General features: G+C 70.0%; 30 protein-coding genes and 1 tRNA gene. 10 read left to right on the forward strand and 21 right to left on the reverse strand.

The window, feature by feature from the left end; genetic code table 11:
* Window positions 1–109: 109 nt before the first annotated feature.
* Window positions 110–2,740, reverse strand: a complete 2,631-nt coding sequence (locus CFW40_RS18650; protein ID WP_088798968.1) for an MFS transporter — start codon at window positions 2,738–2,740, stop codon at window positions 110–112.
* An 11-nt stretch (window positions 2,741–2,751) separates the two neighbouring features.
* Window positions 2,752–3,225, reverse strand: coding sequence for a MarR family winged helix-turn-helix transcriptional regulator (locus tag CFW40_RS18655; protein ID WP_088802206.1), 474 nt, complete (start codon window positions 3,223–3,225; stop codon window positions 2,752–2,754).
* A 361-nt stretch (window positions 3,226–3,586) separates the two neighbouring features.
* Between CFW40_RS18655 and CFW40_RS18660 the strand changes: the two genes are divergently transcribed.
* Window positions 3,587–3,805: a hypothetical protein gene (locus tag CFW40_RS18660; protein WP_088798969.1), complete on the forward strand. Its 219-nt coding sequence runs from the start codon at window positions 3,587–3,589 to the stop codon at window positions 3,803–3,805.
* 110 nt (window positions 3,806–3,915) lie between these two features.
* Here CFW40_RS18660 and CFW40_RS18665 read toward each other — a convergent pair whose 3' ends face one another.
* Both CFW40_RS18665 and CFW40_RS37145 read right to left on the reverse strand, forming a co-directional pair.
* Window positions 3,916–4,194, reverse strand: coding sequence for a hypothetical protein (locus CFW40_RS18665; protein ID WP_088802207.1), 279 nt, complete (start codon window positions 4,192–4,194; stop codon window positions 3,916–3,918).
* Window positions 4,191–4,439, reverse strand: coding sequence for a hypothetical protein (locus CFW40_RS37145; protein ID WP_143034553.1), 249 nt, complete (start codon window positions 4,437–4,439; stop codon window positions 4,191–4,193). The genes CFW40_RS18665 and CFW40_RS37145 overlap by 4 nt, the downstream gene beginning before the upstream one ends.
* 151 nt (window positions 4,440–4,590) lie before the next feature.
* Between CFW40_RS37145 and CFW40_RS18670 the strand changes: the two genes are divergently transcribed.
* Together CFW40_RS18670 and CFW40_RS18675 are read left to right on the forward strand one after the other, a co-directional pair.
* Entirely contained in the window at window positions 4,591–4,866 is a 276-nt protein-coding gene (locus CFW40_RS18670; RefSeq protein ID WP_256331403.1) for a GntR family transcriptional regulator, read from the forward strand.
* 4 nt (window positions 4,867–4,870) lie between these two features.
* The gene (locus tag CFW40_RS18675; protein ID WP_088798970.1) at window positions 4,871–5,107 is read left to right on the forward strand and encodes a GntR family transcriptional regulator; all 237 of its coding nucleotides are present in this window, start codon (window positions 4,871–4,873) and stop codon (window positions 5,105–5,107) included.
* 73 nt (window positions 5,108–5,180) lie between these two features.
* Here the strand turns inward: CFW40_RS18675 and CFW40_RS18680 are convergent, their stop codons facing one another.
* Window positions 5,181–5,564 (reverse strand): hypothetical protein, encoded by a 384-nt coding sequence (locus CFW40_RS18680; protein ID WP_088798971.1) that lies wholly within the window; start codon window positions 5,562–5,564, stop codon window positions 5,181–5,183.
* Between the two features lie 329 nt (window positions 5,565–5,893).
* Here CFW40_RS18680 and CFW40_RS18685 point away from each other — a divergent pair, with 329 nt between their 5' ends.
* The gene (locus CFW40_RS18685; protein ID WP_088798972.1) at window positions 5,894–6,808 is read left to right on the forward strand and encodes an SMI1/KNR4 family protein; all 915 of its coding nucleotides are present in this window, start codon (window positions 5,894–5,896) and stop codon (window positions 6,806–6,808) included.
* Between the two features lie 63 nt (window positions 6,809–6,871).
* Here the strand turns inward: CFW40_RS18685 and CFW40_RS18690 are convergent, their stop codons facing one another.
* On the reverse strand, window positions 6,872–7,519 hold the full coding sequence (locus CFW40_RS18690) for a class I SAM-dependent methyltransferase (protein WP_088798973.1): 648 nt from the start codon (window positions 7,517–7,519) through the stop codon (window positions 6,872–6,874).
* Between the two features lie 222 nt (window positions 7,520–7,741).
* On the opposite strand from CFW40_RS18690, the gene CFW40_RS18695 reads away from it, so the two are divergent.
* On the forward strand, window positions 7,742–8,086 hold the full coding sequence (locus CFW40_RS18695; RefSeq protein ID WP_143034552.1) for a hypothetical protein: 345 nt from the start codon (window positions 7,742–7,744) through the stop codon (window positions 8,084–8,086).
* A gap of 147 nt (window positions 8,087–8,233) precedes the next feature.
* Here the strand turns inward: CFW40_RS18695 and CFW40_RS18700 are convergent, their stop codons facing one another.
* Window positions 8,234–9,559: an amidohydrolase family protein gene (locus CFW40_RS18700; RefSeq protein WP_088798975.1), complete on the reverse strand. Its 1,326-nt coding sequence runs from the start codon at window positions 9,557–9,559 to the stop codon at window positions 8,234–8,236.
* Window positions 9,560–9,611: 52 nt separating this feature from the next.
* Between CFW40_RS18700 and CFW40_RS18705 the strand changes: the two genes are divergently transcribed.
* The gene (locus tag CFW40_RS18705; protein WP_088798976.1) at window positions 9,612–10,193 is read left to right on the forward strand and encodes a MarR family winged helix-turn-helix transcriptional regulator; all 582 of its coding nucleotides are present in this window, start codon (window positions 9,612–9,614) and stop codon (window positions 10,191–10,193) included.
* 143 nt (window positions 10,194–10,336) lie between these two features.
* On the opposite strand, the gene CFW40_RS18710 is transcribed toward CFW40_RS18705, so the two are convergent.
* The 6 genes from CFW40_RS18710 to CFW40_RS37150 all read right to left on the reverse strand — a co-directional run bounded on the left by CFW40_RS18710 (window position 10,337) and on the right by CFW40_RS37150 (window position 14,630).
* Complete coding sequence (locus CFW40_RS18710; protein ID WP_088798977.1) at window positions 10,337–10,810, reverse strand: VOC family protein; 474 nt, start codon at window positions 10,808–10,810, stop codon at window positions 10,337–10,339.
* Between the two features lie 189 nt (window positions 10,811–10,999).
* Window positions 11,000–11,875 carry a hypothetical protein gene (locus tag CFW40_RS18715; protein ID WP_256331402.1) on the reverse strand — a complete coding sequence of 292 codons (876 nt, stop codon included), beginning with the start codon at window positions 11,873–11,875 and terminating at the stop codon, window positions 11,000–11,002.
* Between the two features lie 190 nt (window positions 11,876–12,065).
* A complete protein-coding gene (locus tag CFW40_RS18720) occupies window positions 12,066–12,902 on the reverse strand; it encodes an RNA polymerase sigma factor SigF (protein WP_006604265.1) in 837 nt (278 codons plus the stop codon).
* A gap of 190 nt (window positions 12,903–13,092) precedes the next feature.
* Entirely contained in the window at window positions 13,093–13,902 is an 810-nt protein-coding gene (locus CFW40_RS18725) for an RNA polymerase sigma factor SigF (RefSeq protein ID WP_026169670.1), read from the reverse strand.
* A 223-nt stretch (window positions 13,903–14,125) separates the two neighbouring features.
* The gene (locus CFW40_RS18730) at window positions 14,126–14,419 is read right to left on the reverse strand and encodes a Dabb family protein (RefSeq protein ID WP_088798978.1); all 294 of its coding nucleotides are present in this window, start codon (window positions 14,417–14,419) and stop codon (window positions 14,126–14,128) included.
* A 46-nt stretch (window positions 14,420–14,465) separates the two neighbouring features.
* A complete protein-coding gene (locus tag CFW40_RS37150; protein ID WP_164993001.1) occupies window positions 14,466–14,630 on the reverse strand; it encodes a hypothetical protein in 165 nt (54 codons plus the stop codon).
* Between the two features lie 662 nt (window positions 14,631–15,292).
* Here CFW40_RS37150 and CFW40_RS18735 point away from each other — a divergent pair.
* Both CFW40_RS18735 and CFW40_RS18740 read left to right on the forward strand, forming a co-directional pair.
* Window positions 15,293–16,072, forward strand: coding sequence for a DUF2127 domain-containing protein (locus tag CFW40_RS18735; protein WP_088798979.1), 780 nt, complete (start codon window positions 15,293–15,295; stop codon window positions 16,070–16,072).
* A 33-nt stretch (window positions 16,073–16,105) separates the two neighbouring features.
* Window positions 16,106–16,585 (forward strand): hypothetical protein, encoded by a 480-nt coding sequence (locus tag CFW40_RS18740; protein ID WP_256331401.1) that lies wholly within the window; start codon window positions 16,106–16,108, stop codon window positions 16,583–16,585.
* Window positions 16,586–16,778: 193 nt separating this feature from the next.
* Here CFW40_RS18740 and CFW40_RS36705 read toward each other — a convergent pair whose 3' ends face one another.
* Complete coding sequence (locus CFW40_RS36705; RefSeq protein ID WP_143034551.1) at window positions 16,779–16,994, reverse strand: hypothetical protein; 216 nt, start codon at window positions 16,992–16,994, stop codon at window positions 16,779–16,781.
* Between the two features lie 291 nt (window positions 16,995–17,285).
* Between CFW40_RS36705 and CFW40_RS18745 the strand changes: the two genes are divergently transcribed.
* Entirely contained in the window at window positions 17,286–18,071 is a 786-nt protein-coding gene (locus tag CFW40_RS18745) for a hypothetical protein (protein WP_241720962.1), read from the forward strand.
* Between the two features lie 121 nt (window positions 18,072–18,192).
* Here the strand turns inward: CFW40_RS18745 and CFW40_RS18750 are convergent.
* From CFW40_RS18750 to CFW40_RS18765, 4 genes are all read right to left on the reverse strand, one after another.
* Window positions 18,193–18,279, reverse strand: a tRNA-Ser gene (locus CFW40_RS18750).
* A 77-nt stretch (window positions 18,280–18,356) separates the two neighbouring features.
* Window positions 18,357–18,938, reverse strand: a complete 582-nt coding sequence (locus CFW40_RS18755) for a nucleoside deaminase (RefSeq protein WP_088798981.1) — start codon at window positions 18,936–18,938, stop codon at window positions 18,357–18,359.
* A gap of 70 nt (window positions 18,939–19,008) precedes the next feature.
* Complete coding sequence (locus CFW40_RS18760; protein ID WP_256331400.1) at window positions 19,009–19,575, reverse strand: hypothetical protein; 567 nt, start codon at window positions 19,573–19,575, stop codon at window positions 19,009–19,011.
* Between the two features lie 190 nt (window positions 19,576–19,765).
* Window positions 19,766–19,987 (reverse strand): hypothetical protein, encoded by a 222-nt coding sequence (locus tag CFW40_RS18765; RefSeq protein WP_088802211.1) that lies wholly within the window; start codon window positions 19,985–19,987, stop codon window positions 19,766–19,768.
* Between the two features lie 175 nt (window positions 19,988–20,162).
* Between CFW40_RS18765 and upp the strand changes: the two genes are divergently transcribed.
* Entirely contained in the window at window positions 20,163–20,798 is a 636-nt protein-coding gene (gene upp, locus CFW40_RS18770; protein WP_088798983.1) for a uracil phosphoribosyltransferase, read from the forward strand.
* 80 nt (window positions 20,799–20,878) lie between these two features.
* Here the strand turns inward: upp and CFW40_RS18775 are convergent, their stop codons facing one another.
* The 3 genes from CFW40_RS18775 to CFW40_RS18785 all read right to left on the reverse strand — a co-directional run bounded on the left by CFW40_RS18775 (window position 20,879) and on the right by CFW40_RS18785 (window position 22,814).
* Window positions 20,879–21,523 (reverse strand): LytR C-terminal domain-containing protein, encoded by a 645-nt coding sequence (locus CFW40_RS18775; RefSeq protein ID WP_088798984.1) that lies wholly within the window; start codon window positions 21,521–21,523, stop codon window positions 20,879–20,881.
* A gap of 162 nt (window positions 21,524–21,685) precedes the next feature.
* The gene (locus CFW40_RS18780) at window positions 21,686–21,982 is read right to left on the reverse strand and encodes a type II toxin-antitoxin system VapB family antitoxin (protein ID WP_030084955.1); all 297 of its coding nucleotides are present in this window, start codon (window positions 21,980–21,982) and stop codon (window positions 21,686–21,688) included.
* A 199-nt stretch (window positions 21,983–22,181) separates the two neighbouring features.
* Window positions 22,182–22,814 (reverse strand): DUF4232 domain-containing protein, encoded by a 633-nt coding sequence (locus CFW40_RS18785; RefSeq protein WP_088798985.1) that lies wholly within the window; start codon window positions 22,812–22,814, stop codon window positions 22,182–22,184.
* Between the last annotated feature and the right edge of the window lie 106 nt (window positions 22,815–22,920).

A 22,920-nucleotide genomic window follows, 5' to 3' on the forward strand; every position in this document is an offset into this window, starting at 1 on the left:
CGCAGCGCCGCCGCCGGAGCCCCGGGGTCCGGTCCGGGACGCGCCTCCGCTCAACGCGCGCCCCGGCCCGGGGTATTGCTCCCGGGGAAATCCCCGGGCCCGGGGTGCTTCAGCCCTCGGGGTGTGCGAGCTCGACGTCGTAGCCGTCGACTCCGCCGGCACCGACCGCAAGGCCGGTGGCGACCGGCGGGTAGCCGCTCGCGATGACCGTGTAGTCGCCGGCGTCCAGGTCGGTGAAGGCGTAGGCGCCGTCCTCCCCGGTCGTCGAGGTGGCCACGACATTGCCCGCCGCGTCCACCAGCGTGACCCGTGCGTCGGGCAGCGGCCGGGAGCCGTCCGGACCGCCGGCCCGCACGATGCCCTGCACCCGCGCGCCGGACAGCAGCTCGATCTCGATCCGGGTCGTGCCCTGGCCGCCGATCTCGACCGGCAGCGCGGCCGGGCGGTGGCCCGGGGCGTTCACGGCGACGGTGAAGGTCCCGGGCGCCAGCTCGTCGAAGGCGAAGTAGCCCTCGGCGCCGGTCGCTCCGGTGGCCAGCACCTCGCCGCGGACGTCGGTGACGACGACCATCGCGCCCTCGACCGGCAGGCCGGTGGCCGCGCTGCGGACCAGGCCGCCGAGGCCGCTGGTGCCGCTGAGCAGGATGTCGTAGCCGTAGGGCTGGTCGCCGACGACGACGGTGGACGCCTGCGGCTGGTGGCCGTCGGCCGCGGCGATCAGCACGTACGAGCCGGCGCCGGGGGCGTCGAGCGCATACGAGCCGTTGGCCTGGGCGACCGCGCGGCCCAGCTGACGCCCGCTGAGCGAGATCAGCGTCACCGCGGAGCGCGGTACGGGGTGGCCCTCCGCGTTGCGGACGAAGCCGTGGACCGCGGAGCCGGTCGGGAGGGCGTCACCGCCGCCGGCCGAGGCGTACGCCGCCAGCGGCTGGGCCGCGGTGGCCGCGGCCGGCTGCGCCCAGGAGGGCGTGTGCAGGTCGTCGTCGGGGGCCACCGACGGGGCACCCACCAAAGCGGGTTCCCGCTCCTCGCCGGGCGCCGCGGCGGCGACGGCGAGGTCCGGGACGTCGGCATCCGCCGCCGGGACGGCCGCCGGAGTGGCCGACGGGGTGCCCGCGGCCTGGGCGCTCTCCGCGCTCTGGGACAGTCCGCCACGCGTCTTCAACGCGACCTCCTTGATGAACAGGGTGAAGAGGAAGGCGAGCAGCGCGCAGGGCGCCGCGTAGAGGAACACATCGCCGACACCGTGACCGTAGGCGCTCTCCATGACGGTGCGCAGCGGCGCCGGGAGGGAGTCCAGGTCGGGGATGCCGCCGCCGCTGTTGCCGGCGGCGTGCGCGGCGGCCTTCGCGCCCTTGGGGCCGAGCTCGGCCAGACCGTCCTTGACGTAGTGGGTGACGCGGTTGGCGAGCACCGCACCGAGCGCCGAGACGCCCACCGCACCGCCGAGCGAGCGGAAGAAGGTCACGACGGACGAGGCGGAGCCGAGGTCTTCGGGGTCCACCTGGTTCTGCGTGGCGAGCACCAGGTTCTGCATCATCATGCCGATGCCCAGGCCCATCAGGGCCATGAAGATCGCGATGTGCCAGTACTCGGTGTCGTAGCGGATGGTGCCCAGCAGCCCGAGCCCCGCGGTCACCAGCGCGCCGCCGGCGACCAGCCAGGCCTTCCAGCGGCCGGTCCTGGTGATGATCTGGCCCGAGACGGTCGACGAGATGAACAGGCCGCCGATCATCGGGATCGTCATGACGCCGGACATCGTCGGCGACTTGTCGCGCGCCAGCTGGAAGTACTGGCTGAAGAAGACGGTGCCGGAGAACATCGCGACACCGACGAACAGCGAGGCCACCGACGCCAGGGTGATCGTCTTGTTGCGGAACAGCCGCAACGGGATGATCGGCTCCTTGGCCTTGGTCTCGACGAAGACGAAGACCGCGCCGAGCACGACCGCGCCGCCGACCATCGCGGCGGTCTGCCACGACATCCAGTCGTACTTGTCACCGGCCAGCGTCACCCACACCAGCAGCAGCGAGACCGCCGCGCTGATGAAGAAGGCGCCCGCCCAGTCGACCTTGACGCCCTCGCGCTTGACGACGGGCAGCTTCAGGGTCTTCTGCAGCACGATCAGCGCGATGACCGCGAACGGCACACCGACGTAGAAGCACCAGCGCCAGCCGAGCCAGTCGGTGTCGGTGATGACGCCGCCGAGCAGCGGGCCGCCGACGGTGGCGACGGCGAAGGTCGCGCCGAGGTAGCCGCTGTACCGGCCGCGCTCGCGCGGCGAGATCATCGCGGCCATCACGATCTGGGCCAGGGCGGACAGACCGCCCACGCCTATGCCCTGCACCACGCGGCAGGCGATCAGCATCCCGGTGTTCTGCGACAGACCCGCGACGACCGAGCCCGCGACGTAGATGACCAGCGCGAACTGCACCAGCAGCTTCTTGCTGAACAGGTCGGAGAGCTTGCCCCACAGCGGGGTGGTCGCGGTCATCGCCAGCAGTGAGGCGGTGACGACCCAGGTGTAGGCGCTCTGTCCGCCGTCGAGGTCATGAATGATCTCGGGCAGCGCGTTGGAGACGATCGTCGACGACAGAATGGCGACGAACATGCCGAGCAGCAGCCCGGACAGCGCCTCCATGATCTGACGGTGTGTCATAGGGGCTCCGTCGGAGGCGTGGTGTCCGCCTCCGTGCCTGGCGTGGCCGCCCCGCACACCGGCTGGTGTGGTCGTAGCCATGTGGTTCCTTTTCATCCTGCGGGTGTACGGGTGGTGGAGTCGTGATGCGCCCTGGGGCGGCAGTCGCCGAAGCTCGTACGGAGCCTGGCGAGCAGTTCGGTGAGGTGTCCGACGTCGGTGTCGGTCCAGTCGTCCAGGTACCGGGCGAGCGTTGCGGTGTAGCGCTCGGCGAGCTCCTCCAGGAGCTCGGTGCCGCTCGGCGTCAGGCGCAGCAGCCGCGACCGCTTGTCCGCCGGATCGGGCTTCCGCTCGATCCAGCCGCGCTCGGCGGCATGGGCGACATGCCGGCTGGTCACCGACATATCGATGGCCAGCAGCTCGGCGAGCTGGCTCATCCGCATCTCGCCGTGCCGGTCGAGAAGGGTGAGCACCCCGGCCGAAGCAGGCGGGCACTCCTGGGGCAGCATCCGCCCCATTTCGCGCTTGACGGCACCGATGGCGCTGAGTTGCCTGGCCAGTTCCTCGTACTGACTGTGGGCGGCCACGGGCTCCTCCACCATCCCTCGCACATCGCATGCATCCACGATCTTTTGTTGCTTGGGGCAACCATAATCAAGTTGGTTGCTGAAGGCAAACGAAATCGTCCAGGGTTGAAGTAAAGGGAACGAAAAGTCTGCGTCGGGCGTCGGTCAATCCGAGTGACGTGACGCGCAAAGATGCAGGTCGGCGGCCGGGCGAGGCCTCCCGGCCGATACCGGTCGGTAGCGGGACACCCCCAGACGACCCGCCCGCACCCCCGCCCACGCCCCGTACCCGTCCCGACCCCGCTCCGTAGGCGCCTTCCCGGACGCCTCATATGCGCCCCAGGGGTGCCCCCCGGCCCCCGGTTCGCTAGGGTCCTTCCCCATGGCGACCAACCCGCAGAACCAGGCCGGCGGCAACTACGACCCGGCCGGCAGCACGCAGATGTTCCGGGCCTTCGTGGACGAGGGCGGCACCCCGCAGACCGGCAGCCGCCGCGCCCCCGCCCCGCAGCAGTCCGCCGGCCCCCGCGTGGGCGTCATCGTCGGCGTGATCGTCGCGATCCTGGTCGTCGCGGGCGCGGCGTGGCTGGCGCTGTCCTGACGAGTCCCTTCGCAGCCGCCCTTGCGCGTGCGGCTGTCTTTTGCGCGTAAGGGCCCGGCATCACGATGCCGGGCCCTTGATCTTTCCGCTCCTTGGCCCGTCCGCCCCGGTTACGTCACCCGCCCGCCCCTGCTCTCGGCGACCCGCAGCGCATCCCGCAACGCTTCACACAGCCTGTGGACACAGAACCGCAGCTCCCCGGCGGTCGCCTCAGCCGGTCCGCTCAGCAGCTCGGCCGTATGCCGCAATAGCTCCTCGCCGGTGCCGAGTTGAGCCTCCTCCATGTCGTCGGCGAGCTCTGACAGATACCCGCCGCCCTCGTCGCTGGAGAGGTAACAGCGCTTCCCGTCCGGCCCACTCCAGGGCAGCAGCCGCATCCCACCGCTCATGAGGCGACCGCCATCGCGCACAGGAACGTCCGCTCACGCCGCACCTCTTGGCGCTCATGCGCGAGGAGGTAGGGGCGTACGAGGAGGCCGGCCTCGCCGTCGAGGGGGGATTCGGGGCGGCGGCGGAGGGTGCGGGGCGGGCGCGATGGTTGCTGTGGCTGCCGTGGCCGGTACGTGACGGTGGGGGCAGGGTGAACCCGCCGCCTCTCTAACCGGGCGAGCAGGCGGCGCATAGGGTTCTGCATGTCGACGCTCCTTGGACAGCGTTGGCCGTGCCTCGGGGGTGTTGGCGCACCCGCCGGGGCTCTGCGACATCAAGCCTAGTGCACCCTGGTACCCCTTGGCACACCTTAGTACATCTCGCCTGGCATGGTGTGGCGTGCCTACCTTGTTCAGGTGATCGAATTTGCCCCGGACCGGCCTCGATGGCGGCAGGTCGCCGACGTGATCCGCCAGCGCATCGCAGACGGCACCTACCAGCCCGGCACCCGTGTCCCGTCAGTCGTCGAGATGCTGGAGGAGTTCGGCATCGCCACGACCACGGGCCAGAAGGTGCACCGCGGACTGCGTTCCGAGGGCCTGATCTACACCGAATCCGGCATGGGCTCGTTCGTCTCGCGGAACGCCGCCGAAATCCTCAAAGCGGCGGCCCGCTCCTCCGACGGCTCCTGACGCCGTGGAGTTCGACCCGACGTGGCCCAAGTGGAAGCAGATTGCCGACGTGATCCGAGCGCGGATCGCGGACGGCACTTACCCACCACGCCACCTCATCTCCGAGGTGCGGATGGAGCAGGAGTTCGGCGTCGCCCGCGTGACCATTCGCAAGGTCACCGCCGCCCTCCGAGAAGAAGGGCTCATCGTCACCACACCCGGTATGGGCTCGTTCGTGACGCAGCGGCAACCGGGCGCCTGACGCGCCCTCGCAGCTTCCGGCGGCATGCCGGGCCGCCGTCGCCCTGCCCTGCGTGTTCCTGGGCGACGCCCCGCTAGACGCAGCTGATGGGCCCACTGGGTGACGGCTGGTACAACGACCAGACCACGAAGAGCTGCAGAGTTACCAGCAGGACATCGAGGACGAGGGCACCAATCGCAAGCTTGCCCGACCAGTTGTGGCCCACCCAGGTATCGCGTTGCCCGGCGCGCCTGGCGACCCACCAGAACAGCGCGAGTGTGAGTACCCCGCAGGCCAGTGCACCGTAAGCACTCAGGTAGATCTGCCAGGTCAGCGGAAGGTCCCCGCAGTGGGCCCACTCCGCGGCGACATGTGCGTCGTCAGCCTTGCCGTAGGCAGTGAGGCCGCCCAGGCCGAGCAGCGCGAACAGCGTGACCAGGAGGGGGGAATGCCGGGCAGCGGTTGAAGTGTCAGTCATCAGTACCCATCCGGATGCGGGCGGACCATACGCACCCGCTAGGCCTTCATGTCGTCGCCGGTGCTGCGGACCTTCGCCGTGTCCACCCGTATGTCACCCACGGGTCCCCCGTTCCGTTTTCACTTCCTCCGCATTGGTCCTGTGCATGACCAGTGCGCCTGCCTGCACACCGTAGGAGAGGGCGTACGGGTCTGTGCGGGAGGGGTGCCGGGCAGGCGGTTCCGGAGGAAACCGGGCGGATTGACCAGACCGAGCGAGGTGAACGCGGCGAGCAGAGAGAGCGCGGCGAATGGGCCGTTCTTTCCGGGCGCCGGTTCTATGGTGTGTCCATGATCGATGAGCACAGCCCGCTCGCCCGCATCATCGAGCGGGTGCCGCCGCCCGCCGAAGCGGTCAACGGGCGCGGCGAATGGGCCGATGCGGAGCGGGCCCTGGGCACCCGGCTGCCGGACGACTACAAAAGGCTGGTCGAGACCTACGGGCGCGGTGACTTCTGGGGTGCGCTGTGTCTGTGCACCCCGTTCGGCGACGACAACCCGGTCCGGCTCGAAGCGGACCTGGTGGAGGACTTCGGCCCGCTGCGCGAAAGCTGGCCCGAGGAGTATCCGTACCCCTTCTTCCCGGAACCGGGCGGACTGCTCACCTGGGCAATAACCGATGACTCGGCACAAGTGTGCTGGCTGACCGAGGGGCCGCCCGAGTCCTGGCCGGTGGTGATCTGGTCACGCGACAGCGACTACGAGCGATTCGACTGCGGGGCCGCCGCATTCCTCGACGGGTGGATCAGCGGCCGCCTCAGCTCCGAACTCCTGCACCACGAGAGGGAAGCCGCCCCCTGGTTCGATGCGGCGATCGAACGCGATCACGTCTACGTCCGGCTGGAGGAACCGGAGGAAGCAGAGGAAGGGGGAGGGGGCCTTCCCTACGCCGAGCGCCTACGGATCCTGCGCGACGCGCTCGCTCCTACCGCGGACCGGGGCGGCTACGAGTACGACGGCAGGCGGCAAGACCACTTCGTCGTCACCGACACCGGCTGGCAACTGACGTACGAGACGGCCTACGGGCACCAACTCCGTGTCGCGTTCCCGCCCGCCGACAGCGAAGCGGCCCGCCGCGCGGTCCTCGCCGCCGTCGACCGCATGGGGTGTGCCGTACGGTCCTTCGGCACCGTCCACGGCACGTCATTCTGGGGTCCTTCTCCTGGCCCGTCGGCAGATCCTTCTCCCGGCCCGTCGGCCGCATGACCCACGCGCCACACGGCCGGACGGCCCCTGCCTCACCGTCCACAACCTCCCCGGACAGAACACCTAGACCTTGCGGGCGAGCAGGTGAACCTCCTGGAACTGCCGCCGGTCGGTGGGCTGGGGCTCGCGAACCATCCTGGCCACCTCGGCCAGGCCGGACGTGCGCAGCATCGCGGCAAGGTGATCGGGCGACCACCGGTAGGCCGGCGCGACCGCGTGATCGAAGACCTGCGTCGGGTGGGACGGATCCTCGCTCGCCCAAAAGCCGAGCAGGAGGTGGCCGCCAGGCGCCAGCACACGGTGGAACTCCGCCAGGACGGCGGGGAGTTCTTGCGGCGGGGTGTGGATGATGGACCAACGGGAGAGTACGCCGCCCAGCACACCGTCAGCGATGTGCAACGCGGCCATCGAGCCCACGTCGAACCGCAGGTCCGGATAGGCCTGGCGAGCCAACTTGATCATCGCGGGAGAGGTATCCACACCGAACGCCGTCGGTCCCAGCTCGTCCAGATAGGCAGTGACATAGCCGGGCCCGCACCCCAGGTCCGCGACCTGACCGTCCCCACTCGTACGTACGGCCTCGGCGAAGGCGCCCAGCATCGCACGGTCCAGGGGGCTGTCCCGCAGCGAGTCGCGGAACAACTGGGCATAGGTGGGGGCTGCGGCGTCGTAGGCCTCGCGGGTGGCACTGAGGGCATCGTGATCGACCATGCGCGTGACAGTAGTTCCTGGCACTGACCGGCACTGACCGGCACTGACCGGCGCCGACTGTGGCCCACCGGCGCTGAGGCGGGCCGCTAAGGCGTTGTCCTATGTGGGTGTGTGAGCCGAGGAGTTGGGTAGGTCGATCGTTCTGTCCCTGAGCACAACGGGCAGTGGGGTCGGTAGCCACTACCGCCCTGGAACGACGAGTACGAGTGGTGAGCAGTTAGCATGACTGAACCTCCTGCCCCTGCCGGCAAGTACATCTTCGGGCCCGAAGTTGCGGAAAAGCACACAGAACGGCAGGCAAATGGTTGCGTCGCCGTCGTGTGGGGCGTTTGCGCTCTGAGCGGCAGCGCGTACATCGCATGGAAGCTGTCGGCGCACTACCAGCTGTCGACTGTACTCCGCGCCGTGTTGGTAGCGGCAACAGCACTCGTCGTCGGTGGGTGCGCCGCGCTGATCTCCGGCCTGGTGGCGCGGCGCGGAACGGAGGACAAGCGGGTCGCACAGCTCCGCGCGGAGTACGGAACCGAGGAGAGCGACAGTGATCCGCAAGGGGACGCCGAACGATGAGCAACCGTGGAGGACTGCGCTGCTCGGGCCCAGCTTCGTAACTGCCGCGGGACAGAGTGCAGATGGCCTCCCGACGGCATTGTCGACGTGCACCTACTCTCCGAGGTCGTTGGCATGGCGAAGCCGAGCCCTGCGGTCTAACAAGGTCTAAGAGCTCGACGCCCCGAGGCGTTCGGCGGCGCGGTGGGCCTCGGCCAGTACGCCGCCGAGGTCCGCGTACAGCAGCCTCCCGTTGCGCTTGACCGGGCGCCCGTCCACCAGGACCGTGTCGACGTTCCCGGGGTGCGCGGCGGTCACCACCGCGCCGATCGGATCGTGCGTCACCGGGGCGAGGTTGAGCGCATCGGCGCGCAGCAGGATGAGGTCGGCGCGCTTGCCGATCTCCAGCGATCCCACCTCGTCGCCCAGGCCGAGGGCCGCGGCCCCTTCCGCGGTGGCCATGCGCAGCACATCGGCCGCCTTGATCGTGGACGTTCCGGAAGCGGTGTCGCCGTCGAAGTGACTGCTCATCAAGGCGGCGCGCATCTGCGAGAACATATCGCCCGGCGCTGAGGTGACCGCGTCAGCGCCCAGCCCCGTGGTGATGCCCGCCCGCCGCAGCCGGCCCGCCATCGGCGCGCCGAACCGCATCGAGGCCTCGATCGCCGGCGTGATCGCCACCGCCCCGCCGGACTCGGCGATCAGCCGCAGCTCGGAGTCGGGCAGCGAGTTGCCGTGCACGTACAGGGTGCCGGCGGTGAGCAGACCCTGTTCCTGAAGGGCGGCGATCGGCCGCTGGGCCACCGGGCCGGCCTGTACATGGACGGCGAGCGGCAGCGCCAGCTCGCGGGCGAGCAGCCAGTCCTCCCGCACGGCCTCCGGGGGAGTGAAGGACGGGCCGACCGGGGCCAGGGCCATCGTGACCAGCGCCTCGTGCGAGGGAAAGTGGTCGGTGCGGGCCTTGCGCACCCAGTCGGCCTGCCGGGCGGCCTCGTCGAAGACGGGATACCCGTAGCCGAAGACCGCACGGATACCCGCTTCCGTCAGCGCCTCGACGGCGGCGGCGGTGTGCTCCGGCGTGTGCTGGACGTGGGAGAAGTCCTGGACGGTGGTGACCCCGGAGTCCAGGCATTCCAGCGCGCCGAGGAGATTGCCGGTGTACACCTCGGCGGGCGTGCAACGGGCGCCGAGGTCACCGAGAATCCGGTGGAGGTAGTGGTCGAGGCTCTCGTCGACCGCGGCGGACCGCAGCACCCCCTGCCACAGGTGCCGGTGGGTGTCGACGAAGCCGGGCAGCACGACCATCGTGCGGGCGTCGATCACCTCCAGGCCGGTATCGGTGTCATCGAGCGGCAGATCGGGACCGACGGCGGCGATCCGGCCCTCTTCGACCAGGACGTCGGTGTGCGGGCGGACGACGGGGTGGGGGGCGGTGTCGATGACCAGGCCGCCGCGCAGGAGCAGGCGCGGCGCGTGGTGGCGCTCGATTCCCATGGCACATCTCCCTCTACACGTTCGGAAGAAAGCTTTATTGAAAGCTATCACGATGGTGATCAACTATCCTGTCGAGGTGACCGCGGCATCCGGACCAGGCCCCGCCCCCGACCCCGTCGATGCGCTGCTGAGCGCCTGGCGCACCGAGCTGCCGGATGCGCTCCGCCCGACGACGGAGCTGTCGAAGCGGATAGTGCAGCTCGCCGGCGCCCTGGACGCGGCCACCCGCGAAGTGCTCCCCGGCCTCGGCCTGACCGTCGCCGAATTCGACATCCTGGTCGCCCTGCGGAGGTCCGGTGAGCCCTACCGCATGAAGCCGAACGAGCTGGTCCGCGCGCTGCTGCTGTCCTCCGGCGGCATCAGCAACGTCGTCAACCACCTCGCCGGCCGCGGACTCGTGCTCCGCGAGCCCTCGCCGGACGACGGCCGCAGCACCATGATCCGGCTGACACCGGACGGGGTGCGCACCGCCGAGCGCGCCGTGTGCGCCAACGCCGACGCCCATGAGGCGGTCTTCGCCGAGGCGTCGCCCACCGCCGTGCACACCGCCGCGCGGGCGCTGCGCGAGGTGGGCGTGAACCGTCGCCCCGTACCGCGACCGCTACGGACGGGGCGCAACCGCAGCCGGTCCTGAGGCGCGGGCCGCCCGGGGCCCTCATGGCGTCTCACCGGCGCCTCGCGCCCGGCTTGCGCCTCGCGCCCGGCTTGCGCCTCGCGCCCGGCTTGCGCCTCGCGCCCGGCTTACGTCTGGCGCCCGGCCTACGCCTGGCGCCCGGCCTACGCCTGATCCGCCGCCGCCTGGAGGGCGGCGACATCGATCTTCTTCATGCCGAGCATGGCCTTCATGGCGCGGGCCGCGCGCTCCTGGTCCGGGTCGTTCAGCAACTCCGCCATGCCGCCGGGCGCGACCTGCCAGGACAGGCCGTACTTGTCCTTCAGCCAGCCGCAGGGGCCCTCCTCGCCGCCTTCGGAGAGCTTGGTCCAGTAATAGTCGATCTCGTCCTGGCCGGCGCAGACGATCATCAGGGAGACCGCCTCGTTGAAGGTGAACTCGGGGCCGCCGTTGATCGCGGTGTACTGCTGGCCGTCGAGCTCGAACTCGACCGTCAATACGGTCCCCGCAGGGCGCGGACCTGCCGCGTTGTAATAGGTGACGTTCTTGATCTTCGAGTTCGGGAACACCGAGCAGTAGAACTCCGCGGCTTCCTTGCCCTGGGTGTCGAACCAGAGGTTGGGGGTGATCTGGGGCATGTCTTCTCTCCTGGGACGGGGCGCTGCCGGTGGCTGCGTCTGTGCCTCTTCAGACGGTCCCACCGGTCGGAACTCATCGCCCTTCGGGAAGGTCTCCCCGTGGCGCCCGTCAGGGGCGATTTTCGGCCAGTCCTGAGAGCCGGCCCGCACGTCCACCTGAACCGGCTCCCGCGTCCACCCGGACCGCCCTCACTTCCACCTGAAGGTGACGTCCTTGGTGTCGAGGTGCATCCCCAGCGGCACCCGCCAGCCGTCCACACACACCCGCCAGGTACCGGTCTGCCTCCTGCCCACGGCGAGCGGCAGCGGAAGGGGGTGGGTGGAGGTGAGGGTGGCCCAGTCGATGCCGAGGGCGCCGATGACGTGGGTGCCGAAGACGACGCGGCCGGCGGTGACGGGCCGGTCGCCGTTGTTGAGGAAGTCCACGGTGACCTTCTGGCACCAGCGGACGTCCGTGCCGGCGAGCGCGGGCTTGCCGATCAGGAGGCCGGCGGGAGCCCCTGGACCGGCTGGGATGGTGGGGGAAGGGGGCTGGGGGGCCGGGGAGCCGTGCGGCGGGGTGGAACCTCCGGGGTGGCCGGTGGAGTTGGGTGCGCCCGGTGAGGCCGGGGGCGTCGCGCCGCCGCTGTGACTGCCGTGGCCGCTGTGGCTGTCGTGTGCACCGGAGGGGGATGCGGAAGAGCCGGAAGGGTCGTCGGATGCGCCAGGGCTGCCCGGGGCTCCTGTGCCGCCGGCCTCGTCGCCCTCGCCCGCTCCGACGGGGGACTCCGGCGCGGTCCGCCCGGGACGAGCCTGTCCGCCGTTGGCGCTGTCACTGCCGCCGTCTCCGCCACCGCGGTCGCCTCCGTGGCCGTCACCGTCCGCGCGGCCTCCGTCGCCGTCCAGCGGAGTCAGCTCGACACCGTCCTCAGGCGGTACGGCCCGGCTCGGCGCACGGTCGTCGGAGGGGCCTGCCGCACCCACCGCGGCATAGCCCTGATCGGCCGCGCTTCCGCAGCCGGTGAGCAGGGAACCCAGACACAGCACGGCCGCCGAGGCGGCGGCCACAGTCGTCGTCCGTCGCATCGGCACAGTGTTGCTGACGGTACGTCAGGTGTACAGAGGCCGGTCGCACGGCCGTTGTCCGGCCGGACCCTGGCTCTCTCGCGGCCGGGCGGGCGCACCTCGCGCCACGCCCCCGCTCTTCCTCCCTGCGTCTTTGCAACTGTCCGCCGAGCGGCACCAAGCGCTGTGCGGCCCCTCGGCGGACCGTTCCTCAGTCGGAGATCAGGCCCTCGCGCAGCTGCGCCAGGGTGCGGGTGAGCAGCCGGGAGACGTGCATCTGGGAGATGCCGACCTCCTCGCCGATCTGGGACTGCGTCATGTTGGCGAAGAAGCGCAGCATGATGATCTGGCGCTCGCGGGCCGGGAGTTTGGCCAGCAGAGGCTTGAGCGATTCGCGGTACTCCACGCCTTCCAGGGCGGAGTCCTCGTAGCCGAGGCGGTCCGCGAGGGAGCCCTCGCCGCCGTCGTCCTCGGGAGAGGGGGAGTCGAGCGAGGAGGCGGTGTACGCATTGCCGACGGCCAGGCCGTCGACGACGTCCTCCTCCGACACCCCCAGGCACAGCGCCAGTTCGGGGACGGTCGGGGAGCGGTCCAGCTTCTGGGAGAGCTCGTCGCTGGCCTTGGTGAGGGCGAGCCGGAGCTCCTGGAGCCGGCGCGGGACGCGCACCGACCACGACGTGTCACGGAAGAAGCGCTTGATCTCACCGACCACGGTCGGCATCGCGAACGTCGGGAATTCCACGCCGCGTTCGCAGTCGAAACGGTCGATCGCCTTGATCAGGCCGATGGTGCCGACCTGGACGATGTCCTCCATCGGCTCGTTGCGACTGCGGAATCGAGCGGCCGCATAGCGGACGAGCGGGAGGTTCAGCTCGATGAGCGTGTCACGGACGTAGGTGCGTTCCGCGCAGTCCTTGTCGAGCGAGGCCAGCCGCAGGAACAGGGAGCGGGAGAGCGTGCGGGTATTGATGGCGTCGTCGTCATGCACGTGTGGTGCGGGCGCGGGAATCGCGGAAAGCACCTTCGAGCTGCCCAGTTCTACGGACATGCCACCCCCTTGAGGTCGCGGTCGGGTCGCTGTGGCGTCCTCGGGCCGGGGCGGACCGAGGAGTGATACCTCCACCTGAATACCGGAGGCAGCGCTACGGCAAACGCGGTTCCTGCAGAATGTCACATGTCGGCAACACGCTGTAGCGCCTTGTCGACATATCTGTGCAGGATCGGGTCGCTCGTCCCGGCTACGCGTCGATCCTGTTTGCGGATCGCAGTCGGGCGAAGCTCCGCGACAGTAGCCGCGAGACATGCATCTGCGACACCCCCAGCTCCGCACTGATCTGTGACTGCGTCAGATTGCTGTAGTAACGCAGCAGAAGGATCCGCTGCTCGCGCTCGGGCAGCTGGACGAGAAGGTGCCGTACGAGGTCGCGGTGCTCGACGCCGGCCAGCTCCGGATCCTCGTAGCCGAGGCGGTCCAGCAGGCCGGGCAGGCCGTCGCCCTCCTGGGCGGCCTCCAGCGAGGTGGCGTGATACGAGCGGCCGGCCTCCAGGCAGGCCAGCACCTCGTCCTCGCCGATCTTGAGCCGTTCGGCGATCTCGGCGGTGGTGGGGGAGCGGCCGTGCAGCACCGTCAGATCCTCGGTCGCGCCGTTGACCTGCACCCAGAGCTCGTGGAGGCGGCGCGGTACATGGACCGTGCGGACATTGTCTCGAAAGTAGCGTTTGATCTCGCCGACAACGGTGGGCATGGCGAAGGTGGGGAACTGGACGCCCCGGTCCGGATCGAATCGGTCGATGGCGTTGATCAGGCCGATGGTGCCGACCTGGATGACGTCCTCCATCGGCTCATTACGGCTGCGGAAGCGTGCCGCGGCATAGCGGACCAGCGGCAGGTTGGCTTCGATCAGTGCGGCCCGGACCCGGGTGTGCTCGGGGGTGCCGGGCTCGAGGTCCGTCAACTCCGCGAACAGCACCTGCGTGAGCGCCCGCGTGTCCGCGCTTCGGCTCTCGCGGGATGGAGCCTTGGGCGCAGTACGGGCCGTCACGGTCACGCCACCCTTCACAGTGCATGTATCCGGCAAAAGCGGTCATAGCATCACAAGACATGTGCACTGTGTGCAAGCACCCCATAATGCCGTGTTGAACAGAGAGTTGGGGTGGGCGCGGGGCGGCCGGGAGGCCGGTGGGCGGCGGTGGGCGCCCGGGGGTACGGCGAAGCCCCCCGCCCGGCGGGGGCGGGGGGCTCGGCGAGGTGAGGCGCGGGGGTGCCGGGGCTCAGAATTCGTAGTCGGCGATCACCCAGGTGGCGAATTCGCGCCACTGCGCGGCGGCCGCCTGGTGGGCCGGATGCTCCAGGTAGCGCTTGAGGGCGTCCGTGTCGGCCACGGCGGAGTTGACCGCGAAGTCGTAGGCGATCGGGCGGTCGGTGATGTTCCAGCCGTACTCCCAGAACGTCAGTTCCGGAATCTGGCCCTCCAGCGCCTCGAAGGCGCGGATGCCGGCCTGCACCCGCTCCTCGTCGCGAGAGACACCTTCATTGAGCTTGAACAGGACCAGGTGGCGGATCACTGGGGCCTCCGTACGGCGGGCGGGGCGCAGCCGGTCCGGGCGGCCCCTATTTGATCAGCTGCGTCATGAACTCGCCGACGCCCTGGGCGGCGGACGAGATGCCCTCGAAGCCTATCTGCACCATTTCGGCGGCCCGCTGAGGGGAGGTGATGATCGTGTACAGCACGAAGACGATGACCATGTACAACGCGATCTTCTTCGCCTGCGCCATCAGTCCCGTCTCCCCTACGCAGTCCCCTACGGCAGTACCTGCACTTCCCGGCAGTCGGGCGAGTGTAACCACAGGTGTTCGATCGCGGGAGTCGAGCCCGCGAGTCCTTCGTAACCGCCCGCCGGCCGCACCCCCGCACTGCGGTACTGATCCGGACTTTATGGACCAAAGGCCTACCAAGGGAGGGCTTTTGCCTGCCTGTTGGGACAGGTCCCCCACGGCACCATGAGTGAGGTGGCCCGGTGGATACGGCAGGAATCCACGGGCCCGGGACCGGGACCTCGCTGCGGGGTCCGCGCCCTCACCGTCCCCGTGACGGCGGCGCGGGCTCGGGGTCCGGCCCGCACCGGGGGAGCGGTTGTCCCTTACACCGTTGCCACCCGGACAGGAGCCCCGCCTCCGAGCCGCCCCTGGATGCCACGGGGGGTCCCAGGACACGGCACGGCGGCGGGGCTCCGTCGTACGTCTGCAACCGCGTGCGCGGCCCCCGCGTCTCCCACCTCGTACGACCCGGACCCCGCGGACGTCATACGGCTCGGAGCGCCTGGTCGGCACGCGGCATACGCCATGCATCATGTACGCGACACAACGGAGCGCGGCAGTGCGCCGCGAGCCGCGGCGTGCGGCCGTGTGGAACGACGAAAGGAACACAGGCTCCAACGATGAAGATCGACTGGGACCGGCGTACCTGCGCGCGCCGCGGGCACGTCACCTACCTCCCGCACGAGGAACGCCTCCGGAACAAGCTGCGCGCGGATACCGCGCTCGGCGAGGCCTGGCGCTGTCTGCGCTGCGGCGACTTCGCCCTCGGCGACCCGCGCGGCTCCGGCCCGGCCGCCGATGCCCCGCTGGTCCCGCGGGGCAAGGTCCTGCGCGATCTGTTCATCCTGCGGTTCCTGGCCGTCGAGCGTGCGGTGCGCGGTGTGTTCATCGTGCTGGCCGCGATCGGCGTATGGCAGTTCAGCAACCGCAAGGACGCCGTCCGCCGGTTCTTCGACGAGTACATCGCCGTGCTCCGCCCGGTGGCCCGGCACTTCCACTACGACCTGGACCAGTCGCCGGTCGTCGGCACCATCCAGAAGACCTTCGGCTACCGTCACTCCACCTTGATGCTGGTGGCCGCGCTGCTGCTGGCGTACGCCCTGGTGGAGATCGTCGAGGGCGTCGGCCTCTGGCGCGCCAAGCGGTGGGCGGAGTATCTGACGGTGGTGGCGACGGCGGCCTTCCTGCCGCTGGAGATCTACGAGCTCACCGAGAAGGTCAGCTGGCTCAAGATCGCGACGCTGGTGATCAACATCCTGGCGGTGCTCTACATCCTGCTCACCAAGCGGCTCTTCGGGCTGCGCGGCGGGCGCGCGGCCTTCGACGAGGAGCGGCACAGCGCCTCTCTTATGGAGGTCGAGACCTCCGCCGGGGTGCCCGTCACCGCCCATAATGGCTGAACGCTCGATCCGAGGGGGAAACGAAGAATGCCCATGAACTCCGTACCGCGCGAGCCCGATTCGTCCTGTGCGACAGCCCGGCCGGCTCCCCGGTCGTCCCTGGCGCGGCGGCCGGCCGTCGTGCTGGCGCTGCTGGCCGGCCTGCTGGCCGCGGCCGTCGCACCGGCCACGGCGGCGGGCCGCGACGCGGTGGACGGCACCCGGGCGGTGGCCACCGCGAGCGCCCCGGGCCGGAGTGCCGATGCCTCCCGGCTCGCCGCCGCGCCCGCGCAAGCAGCTGTCTACCGCCACCACAGCGCGCACCACTCGGCCCCGCTCAAGACGGTCTTCAAGTCCAAGAAGTCCAAGACGTCGAAGTGGAAGTCGAAGGCGAAGAAGAAGGGCGGCTTCTTCAAGAAGCTCGGCATCTTCCTGATCGTGCTGTTCGTCCTCTTCCTCGTCGTCATGATCCTGGTGATCTGGCTGATCGTGCGCTTCTTCCGCCGCGCGGCGCGCAACCGGCGCAACGACTAGGGGGTGTCTCCCCACGGGCCGACGAGGCCTCGCGGCGCGTCCGTTCCGGCGGGCGCGCCGCTTTGTGCTGTGTTCGCCGTGCCGCGGGCCGTCGGCGTTCCGGCGCTGCAGGAATTCCGCTCCGGCCGGCCACAGCCTGACCGACTACGGCTCTGGCGGACCGCGGTGCCTGCCGATTACAGCCCTGGCTGCGTCACTTGCCGCGGAGAAGACCCAGAAATGTCTTCAACGTCAGCCGAAGGGACTGGTTCTTCTGCTTGAGGATGCGGGCCTGTTCCTGCGCCAGGTCACCTGAACGCCAGGCTCCGGCGCGCTGCTCCATATACGCAGCGGGATCTGCTTGAAACTCCCCGATGCGCGGGTCTGTTTCTAAGGCCACGCCGTTCCAGACACCTGCAGTCGTACTCATGACTGAATCCCCCCAGGATTCTGCGTCGCGTGTGCGTTTGTCGCGGCGGTCGGGCATAAGTTCCGTCCCTAACCCCCGAGGTGAACGCCCGCCGTGAGCTGCCGATCCGTTTCACAGCGGGATCACTACCACTGGCCACTCGCCTTGCGATCATGAGCGGCCCCCTCCCGACGTGCACCCACGGTACGTCGAGCACATCGCCCTTATCCGGCATCACACACTAGCTCAGGAGTACCCGAATCAACCCTGAGATAAACGAATTTCGCCCGATGAGACTACTCTGTGTGTATCGTGCGTGACAGCGCAAGCAGCCTGGGGTTGGGGACAGGGGAGGGGTTGCATATGGGGTGGGGTGCGTTTTCCGCCGGTGCGCTGGCGGTCCTGGCGTATGTGGCTCAGATGGTCATCGGGCTGGACATGGCCACGTGGCTGTTCTGGGTGATCACAGGGGTCGGGAGCGTGGCCACGGTGGCCACGGTCTGGCTGGCCAGCCGTCGGGTCACGACGGCAAACGAAGCCGCGAAGGCGGCGACGAAGAATCAGCGGCGGGCTTTCGAAGATGTGCTCGTCCCCCTTGCGTCCAACCTCGGTCAGATTGTTTCGAGTCCGACAAAGGCTGAACGAAATGCACTGCAACAGCAGACCAAGCAGGCCATCGTCTCGCTCACCGCTTCACTGATCGGCCCTCAGGATGTACGGGCCTGTTTTCTGGAGCAGGTTCCCGGTACGCCGGCCGGACAGCGCGAGGTGAAATGCCGTAACAGTCTCTGGTCGGGCCGGAATGTGGCACCCGTGACGACATTCCGGGAGACGGACCTCCGAGGCAAGGAACTCTTGAAGCTGCTCGACGACGGCACCAGCACGTTCGTGGAAAATGTGGACCTCTTACCCGATGCCTTAAAGCCCGACAGCGACAGCTACAAGACCTATATCGCCTGTGCGGTGACGGCCGGAGATGAATCCTTCGGAGTTCTGGCCGTCGACGGTCTGCGGCCGGGGGATCTGCACCAGGACGACGTGACCATGGTCGGGGTGTTCGCCCGCATGCTGGGCGTCGCCTTGGCCGTGAAGAAGTAACCGGCGTCGCCGCCCTCGCCGTGGGCCGGACCGTCGTGAGGGGCGCCACGCCCGCCGCGGGCCGGGCCCCGGACACGACGAGGGCCCCGATCCGTAAAGATCGGGGCCCTCGTCCTCTGAGCGGTAGCGGTGGGATTTGAACCCACGGAGGAGTTGCCCCCTCACGCGCTTTCGAGGCGCGCTCCTTCGGCCGCTCGGACACGCTACCGAGAGAGAGCTTAGCCCAAGAGGGGCCGTGCGCCGAAATCGGATACGGAGAGGGGCCGGCGCGGGGCCGCACGCCGGTCAGCGGTCGCGGAAGAAGTCGGTCAGCAGAGCCGCGCAATCGGCTTCGAGGACGCCGGTGATGACCTCGGGACGGTGGTTGAGACGCCGGTCACGGACGACGTCCCAGAGGGAGCCGGCCGCACCGGCCTTGGCGTCGCGGGCGCCGTAGACCACGCGGTCGACCCGGGAGAGCACGATCGCGCCGGCGCACATCGTGCACGGTTCCAGGGTGACGACGAGCGTGCAGTCCGTCAGCCGCCACTCGCCCGCCCGTCGCCCGCCGGCCTCCGCGGCGGCACCGCGCGCGAGGTCCGTCCGGAGGGCCCCCGGGCGCGATGCCTGCTCCCGCAGGGTCCGGGCCGCTGCCCGCAGCGCCAGGATCTCGGCATGGGCGGTCGGATCGCCGGTGGCCTCCCGCTCGTTGTGGCCGGTACCCAGGACCGTGCCGTCCGCGGACAGCACAACGGCGCCCACCGGGACATCGCCGGTCCCGGGGGCGCGGGCGGCCTCGGCCAGCGCCTGCCGCATCGGTGCGATCCACGGATCGCGCAGCGGGTCGGGGGCGGGGGAGGAGTGAGAGGCGGATGGGGGGACGGTCATGCCCCCAGTGTCGGGGACGTGACCGGGGCGGGGCCGCCGGGCCCCGGGGTGCGAGCCGGCCGGGGCCGGCTCAGCGCACGGCTTCAAGGACCTCCGTGCAGCCCAGTGCGTCGGCGATGGTGCCCAGTGCGTCGCCGTCGAGGGCCAGCAGCTCCTTCTCGCCGATGCCCAGGTCGGCCAGCAGGCCGGCGTCGCCGAGCGGGCCGTGCGGCGGGCCGTCCGTGCCGTTCACCGCCTCCAGGGGGTCGTCGTTCTCCACGTCGTTGTCCGGTTCGGGTTCGCCGTCCTCCGTGCCGTCCAGGTCGAGGCTGTCGAGGTCGTCGGCCGCATCCTCCTCCTCACGGCCGAGCAGCTCGTCGGCCAGCATCGCGCCGTACGAGCTTCTGGCGGCAGCGGCGGCGTTGGAGAGAAAGACCCGCGGGTCGTCCTCGCCGTCCACCCGGACGACGCCGAACCAGACGTCCTCCTGCTCGATGAAGGCCACCACCGTGTCGTCGTCGACCGCCGCCTCTCGGGCCAGATCGGCCAGATCGGTCAGCGTCTCCACATCGTCGAGCTCCGTGTCGCTCGCTTCCCACCCGTCTTCGGTGCGCGCGAGCAGTGCGGCGAAGTACACCGTGACTCTCCCACTGGTCATAGGCGTGCCGGGTCGGGCGGGGCGGCGCTGCACGCCGTTGGTCCCGCCCCTTTCGGAATCGTGGCAGAAACAACGCGTTCGCGCGGGGTCTTCGACGCTGCGTCGTGCGGAGGTTGTGCGAGATGTCGCTCACGTGCCGCAGTACGGGCGGGGGCGAGGAGGTGGTTCGCTACCAGCGGAATGGGCTCCGCTACCAGCGGAATGTGCGCATCCGCAGGGCCTGGCGCATCCGTTCGGCCCGTGCGCGACGCGGCTGGACACGGTTCCGCAGCTCCTTGGCCTCGTGCAGTTCCCACAGAAATTGTGCGCGGCGCCGTCGGCGCGCCGCCGCCGCCCCGGCGTCCGGGGCCGCGCCCTCGGTGCCGAGGACGGCGTTTTCGGTCGGGTCATCGGTCCGCTTGTGGTCGGGCACGCGCACACCACCTCGGGCGAGGACTTCGCCCGACGGCAGGACGGCCGATCGGGCGTACGTGCCCACTTTCCCTCCTTTCGGTGGTTTGATGCCGACCACACTCCGATGCCGTGCGCGGCGGTCGGGTGCTGCACGGCGGGCGCTGCGGCCTTCCGGCTCGGTTAGTGTCGATGTCATGCGGATCCACGTCGTCGACCACCCGCTGGTGGCGCACAAACTCACCACGCTGCGCGACAAGCGCACCGACTCCCCCACCTTCCGGCGGCTCGCCGACGAGCTGGTCACCCTGCTCGCCTACGAAGCCACCCGTGATGTGCGCACCGAGCAGGTCGGCATCGAGACACCGGTGACGGCGACCACCGGTGTGCGGCTGTCGCACCCGCGCCCCCTGGTCGTCCCGATCCTGCGCGCCGGTCTGGGCATGCTGGACGGCATGGTGCGGCTGCTGCCCACCGCCGAGGTCGGCTTCATGGGCATGGTCCGCAACGAGGAGACGTACGAGGCGCACACGTACGCCACGCGGATGCCCGATGACCTCTCGGGCCGTCAGGTGTACGTCGTCGACCCGATGCTCGCCACGGGCGGCACGCTGGTCGCGGCGATCCGCGAGCTGATCAAGCGCGGCGCGGACGACGTCACCACGATCTGCCTGCTGGCCGCGCCGGAGGGCGTCGCGGTCATGGAGAAGGAGCTGGCCGGCGCGCCGGTGACGGTGGTCACCGCGGCGGTCGACGAGCGGCTGAACGAGGACCGCTACATCGTGCCGGGCCTCGGCGACGCGGGGGACCGGATGTACGGCACGGCCGGCTGACCGAGCCACGTCCTTCCTGCCTGATCATCGGCCGGGCTCCGCACCACGGGTTGGTGCGGAGCCCGTGCGCGTGCGGCAGGTCAGCACTTGGCGTCGGTGGCGGGGGCCGGGGACGGGTGGGTCAGCAGGGCCAGGGACTTCGCGGCGTTCTGCCGGGTGGTCAGGTCCTTGAAGGCGTCACCGATGATCAGGTCGAGGTCGGTGCCCTTGCGGCCGTCGGTCTTCTGCTGAGCTCCGGTGAGCTGGGTGGCCAGAACCTTCAGCGGGCCGTCGGCCGCCCCGGGGCCGAGCAGTATTCCGGGGCCCTTGACCTTCTTGTCGTAGGCGGCGGGGGCGTTGCCCACCTCGCCGATTTTGAAGCCGCGCTTGTGGAGCTCGTCGGCGGTGCGCTTGGCGAGGCCGGAGCGCGGGGTGGCGTTGAAGACGTTGACGGTCAGCGAGCCGGGCGCGGGCAGTTTCCGCGCGGCGGTCCTGGCCTGCGCGGTGTCCGTCTTGCCGTGGTCGCGGCAGTGCGCTGTGTCCTGGGAGGCCTGGGCTGTGCCGCGGCCCCCGAAGACGTCGATGAGCTGCAGGGTCCCCCAGCCGGCCAGACCGAGGGCGCAGGCCGTGGCGACGACGGTGAGGGCGATCCGGCGACGGTGGCGGGGACGGCGCATCCGCGGATACCTGTCGCCCGTGATGCGGTACTTCTTACCGCCCATCCCTGGGGGCGTCAGCATGCTCATGGGCGCAGCGTAGTGCGGTAGGCACGCCGTGCCTACTAGATGATCAACGCGTCGTGCGAGAGCCAACCCAAAAGGGTCAATTCGGACAGGGTGGGTTGGGTGGTGCCGAGCGGTAAAGGGGGTTTTCCGGTCAGTTGGCCGGCCGGTGGGGGAGGTGGTGCGTCAGCCCAGTTCGAGCACGCGGGCGTGCAGCACCTGGCGCTGCTGAAGGGCCGCGCGTACCGCGCGGTGCAGCCCGTCCTCCAGGTAGAGGTCGCCCTCCCACTTCACGACGTGCGCGAAGAGGTCGCCGTAGAACGTCGAGTCCTCGGCGAGCAGCGTTTCGAGATCGAGCTGCTGCTTGGTCGTCACCAACTGGTCGAGGCGTACCGGGCGCGGGGCGACGTCCGCCCACTGGCGGGTGCTCTCCCGGCCGTGGTCCGGGTACGGCCGACCGTTTCCGATGCGCTTGAAGATCACACGGAAAGCCTACCGGGCGAGCGGCACCGGGCGCAGCCATGCCGCAGCAATGCAAAAGGATCATTGGCGGCAAATTTGGATCATTGGGGAGGGGTGGGTCGGAGGATATGGCTGGATGTGACCCGAACGGGCTACCCGCGCGGCGTGTCCCGGGCGGGGCAGGGCTCTCCCCTGTTCGCCGCGGTCCTCACCCGGGCCGTCACCACTTCCGGGCGGCCTCCAGGCAGGGCTGCCAGTAGGTGACCCTGGCGGTGCGCGGGTCGACATGGACGGGCGTGCGGCCGTCCAGGCCGACCTGGGTGGGGGTGGTGCGGGCGGCCAGCGCGACGCCGAACTGGGCGATTTTCCGGCCACGGTGGCCTGCGCCGCCCGGTCCGCCGGCGGCGGAGGTGATGATCGTGGCGTACGCCGTGTCGTTGGGCGCCAGGGAGACCGCTGCGCGCGGCCGGCTCGCCCCGATCGCGGGAAGGGCGGGCTGCCGGTCGTTGCCGAACCGCAGCAGCGGGTAGCGCTGGGCGGCGAAGTCGCAGGTTCGGCGGGAGAAGTTGGTGACCGTCAGCAGCATGCGGCGGTCCCGTCGCGGCAGTGCGCCGGCGTGGAATCTGAGCATTTCGGGGGTGCAGGCGACCCGGCCGCCCCGGCCCGTGGGTGGACTGCCGCCGTCCGGGAGGGGCGGGGCCGGGGCCGGCGAGACGGCCGTGACGGAGCCCTCGCCTCCCTTGCCGGGGGCGCCGTGGCAGCCGGCGGTCAGGGTCAGCGCGGCGGCGACGAGGAGACCTGCGGCAGCGGCCCGGCAAGTGGTGGCCCGGCAGGTGGTGGCGGTGAACGGCATTGGGAGCTCCCCCGGGACGGTGGCGTGTACACGACCTTCGGCGCGGGTGCTGGCGATCCGCTAACGCACGGCTAACGGAGGCCATGGGTTTCGGCCCCCTTTGTCT

This window comes from Streptomyces sp. 2114.4 (assembly GCF_900187385.1).
In the GTDB taxonomy this organism is placed as follows: domain Bacteria; phylum Actinomycetota; class Actinomycetes; order Streptomycetales; family Streptomycetaceae; genus Streptomyces; species Streptomyces mooreae.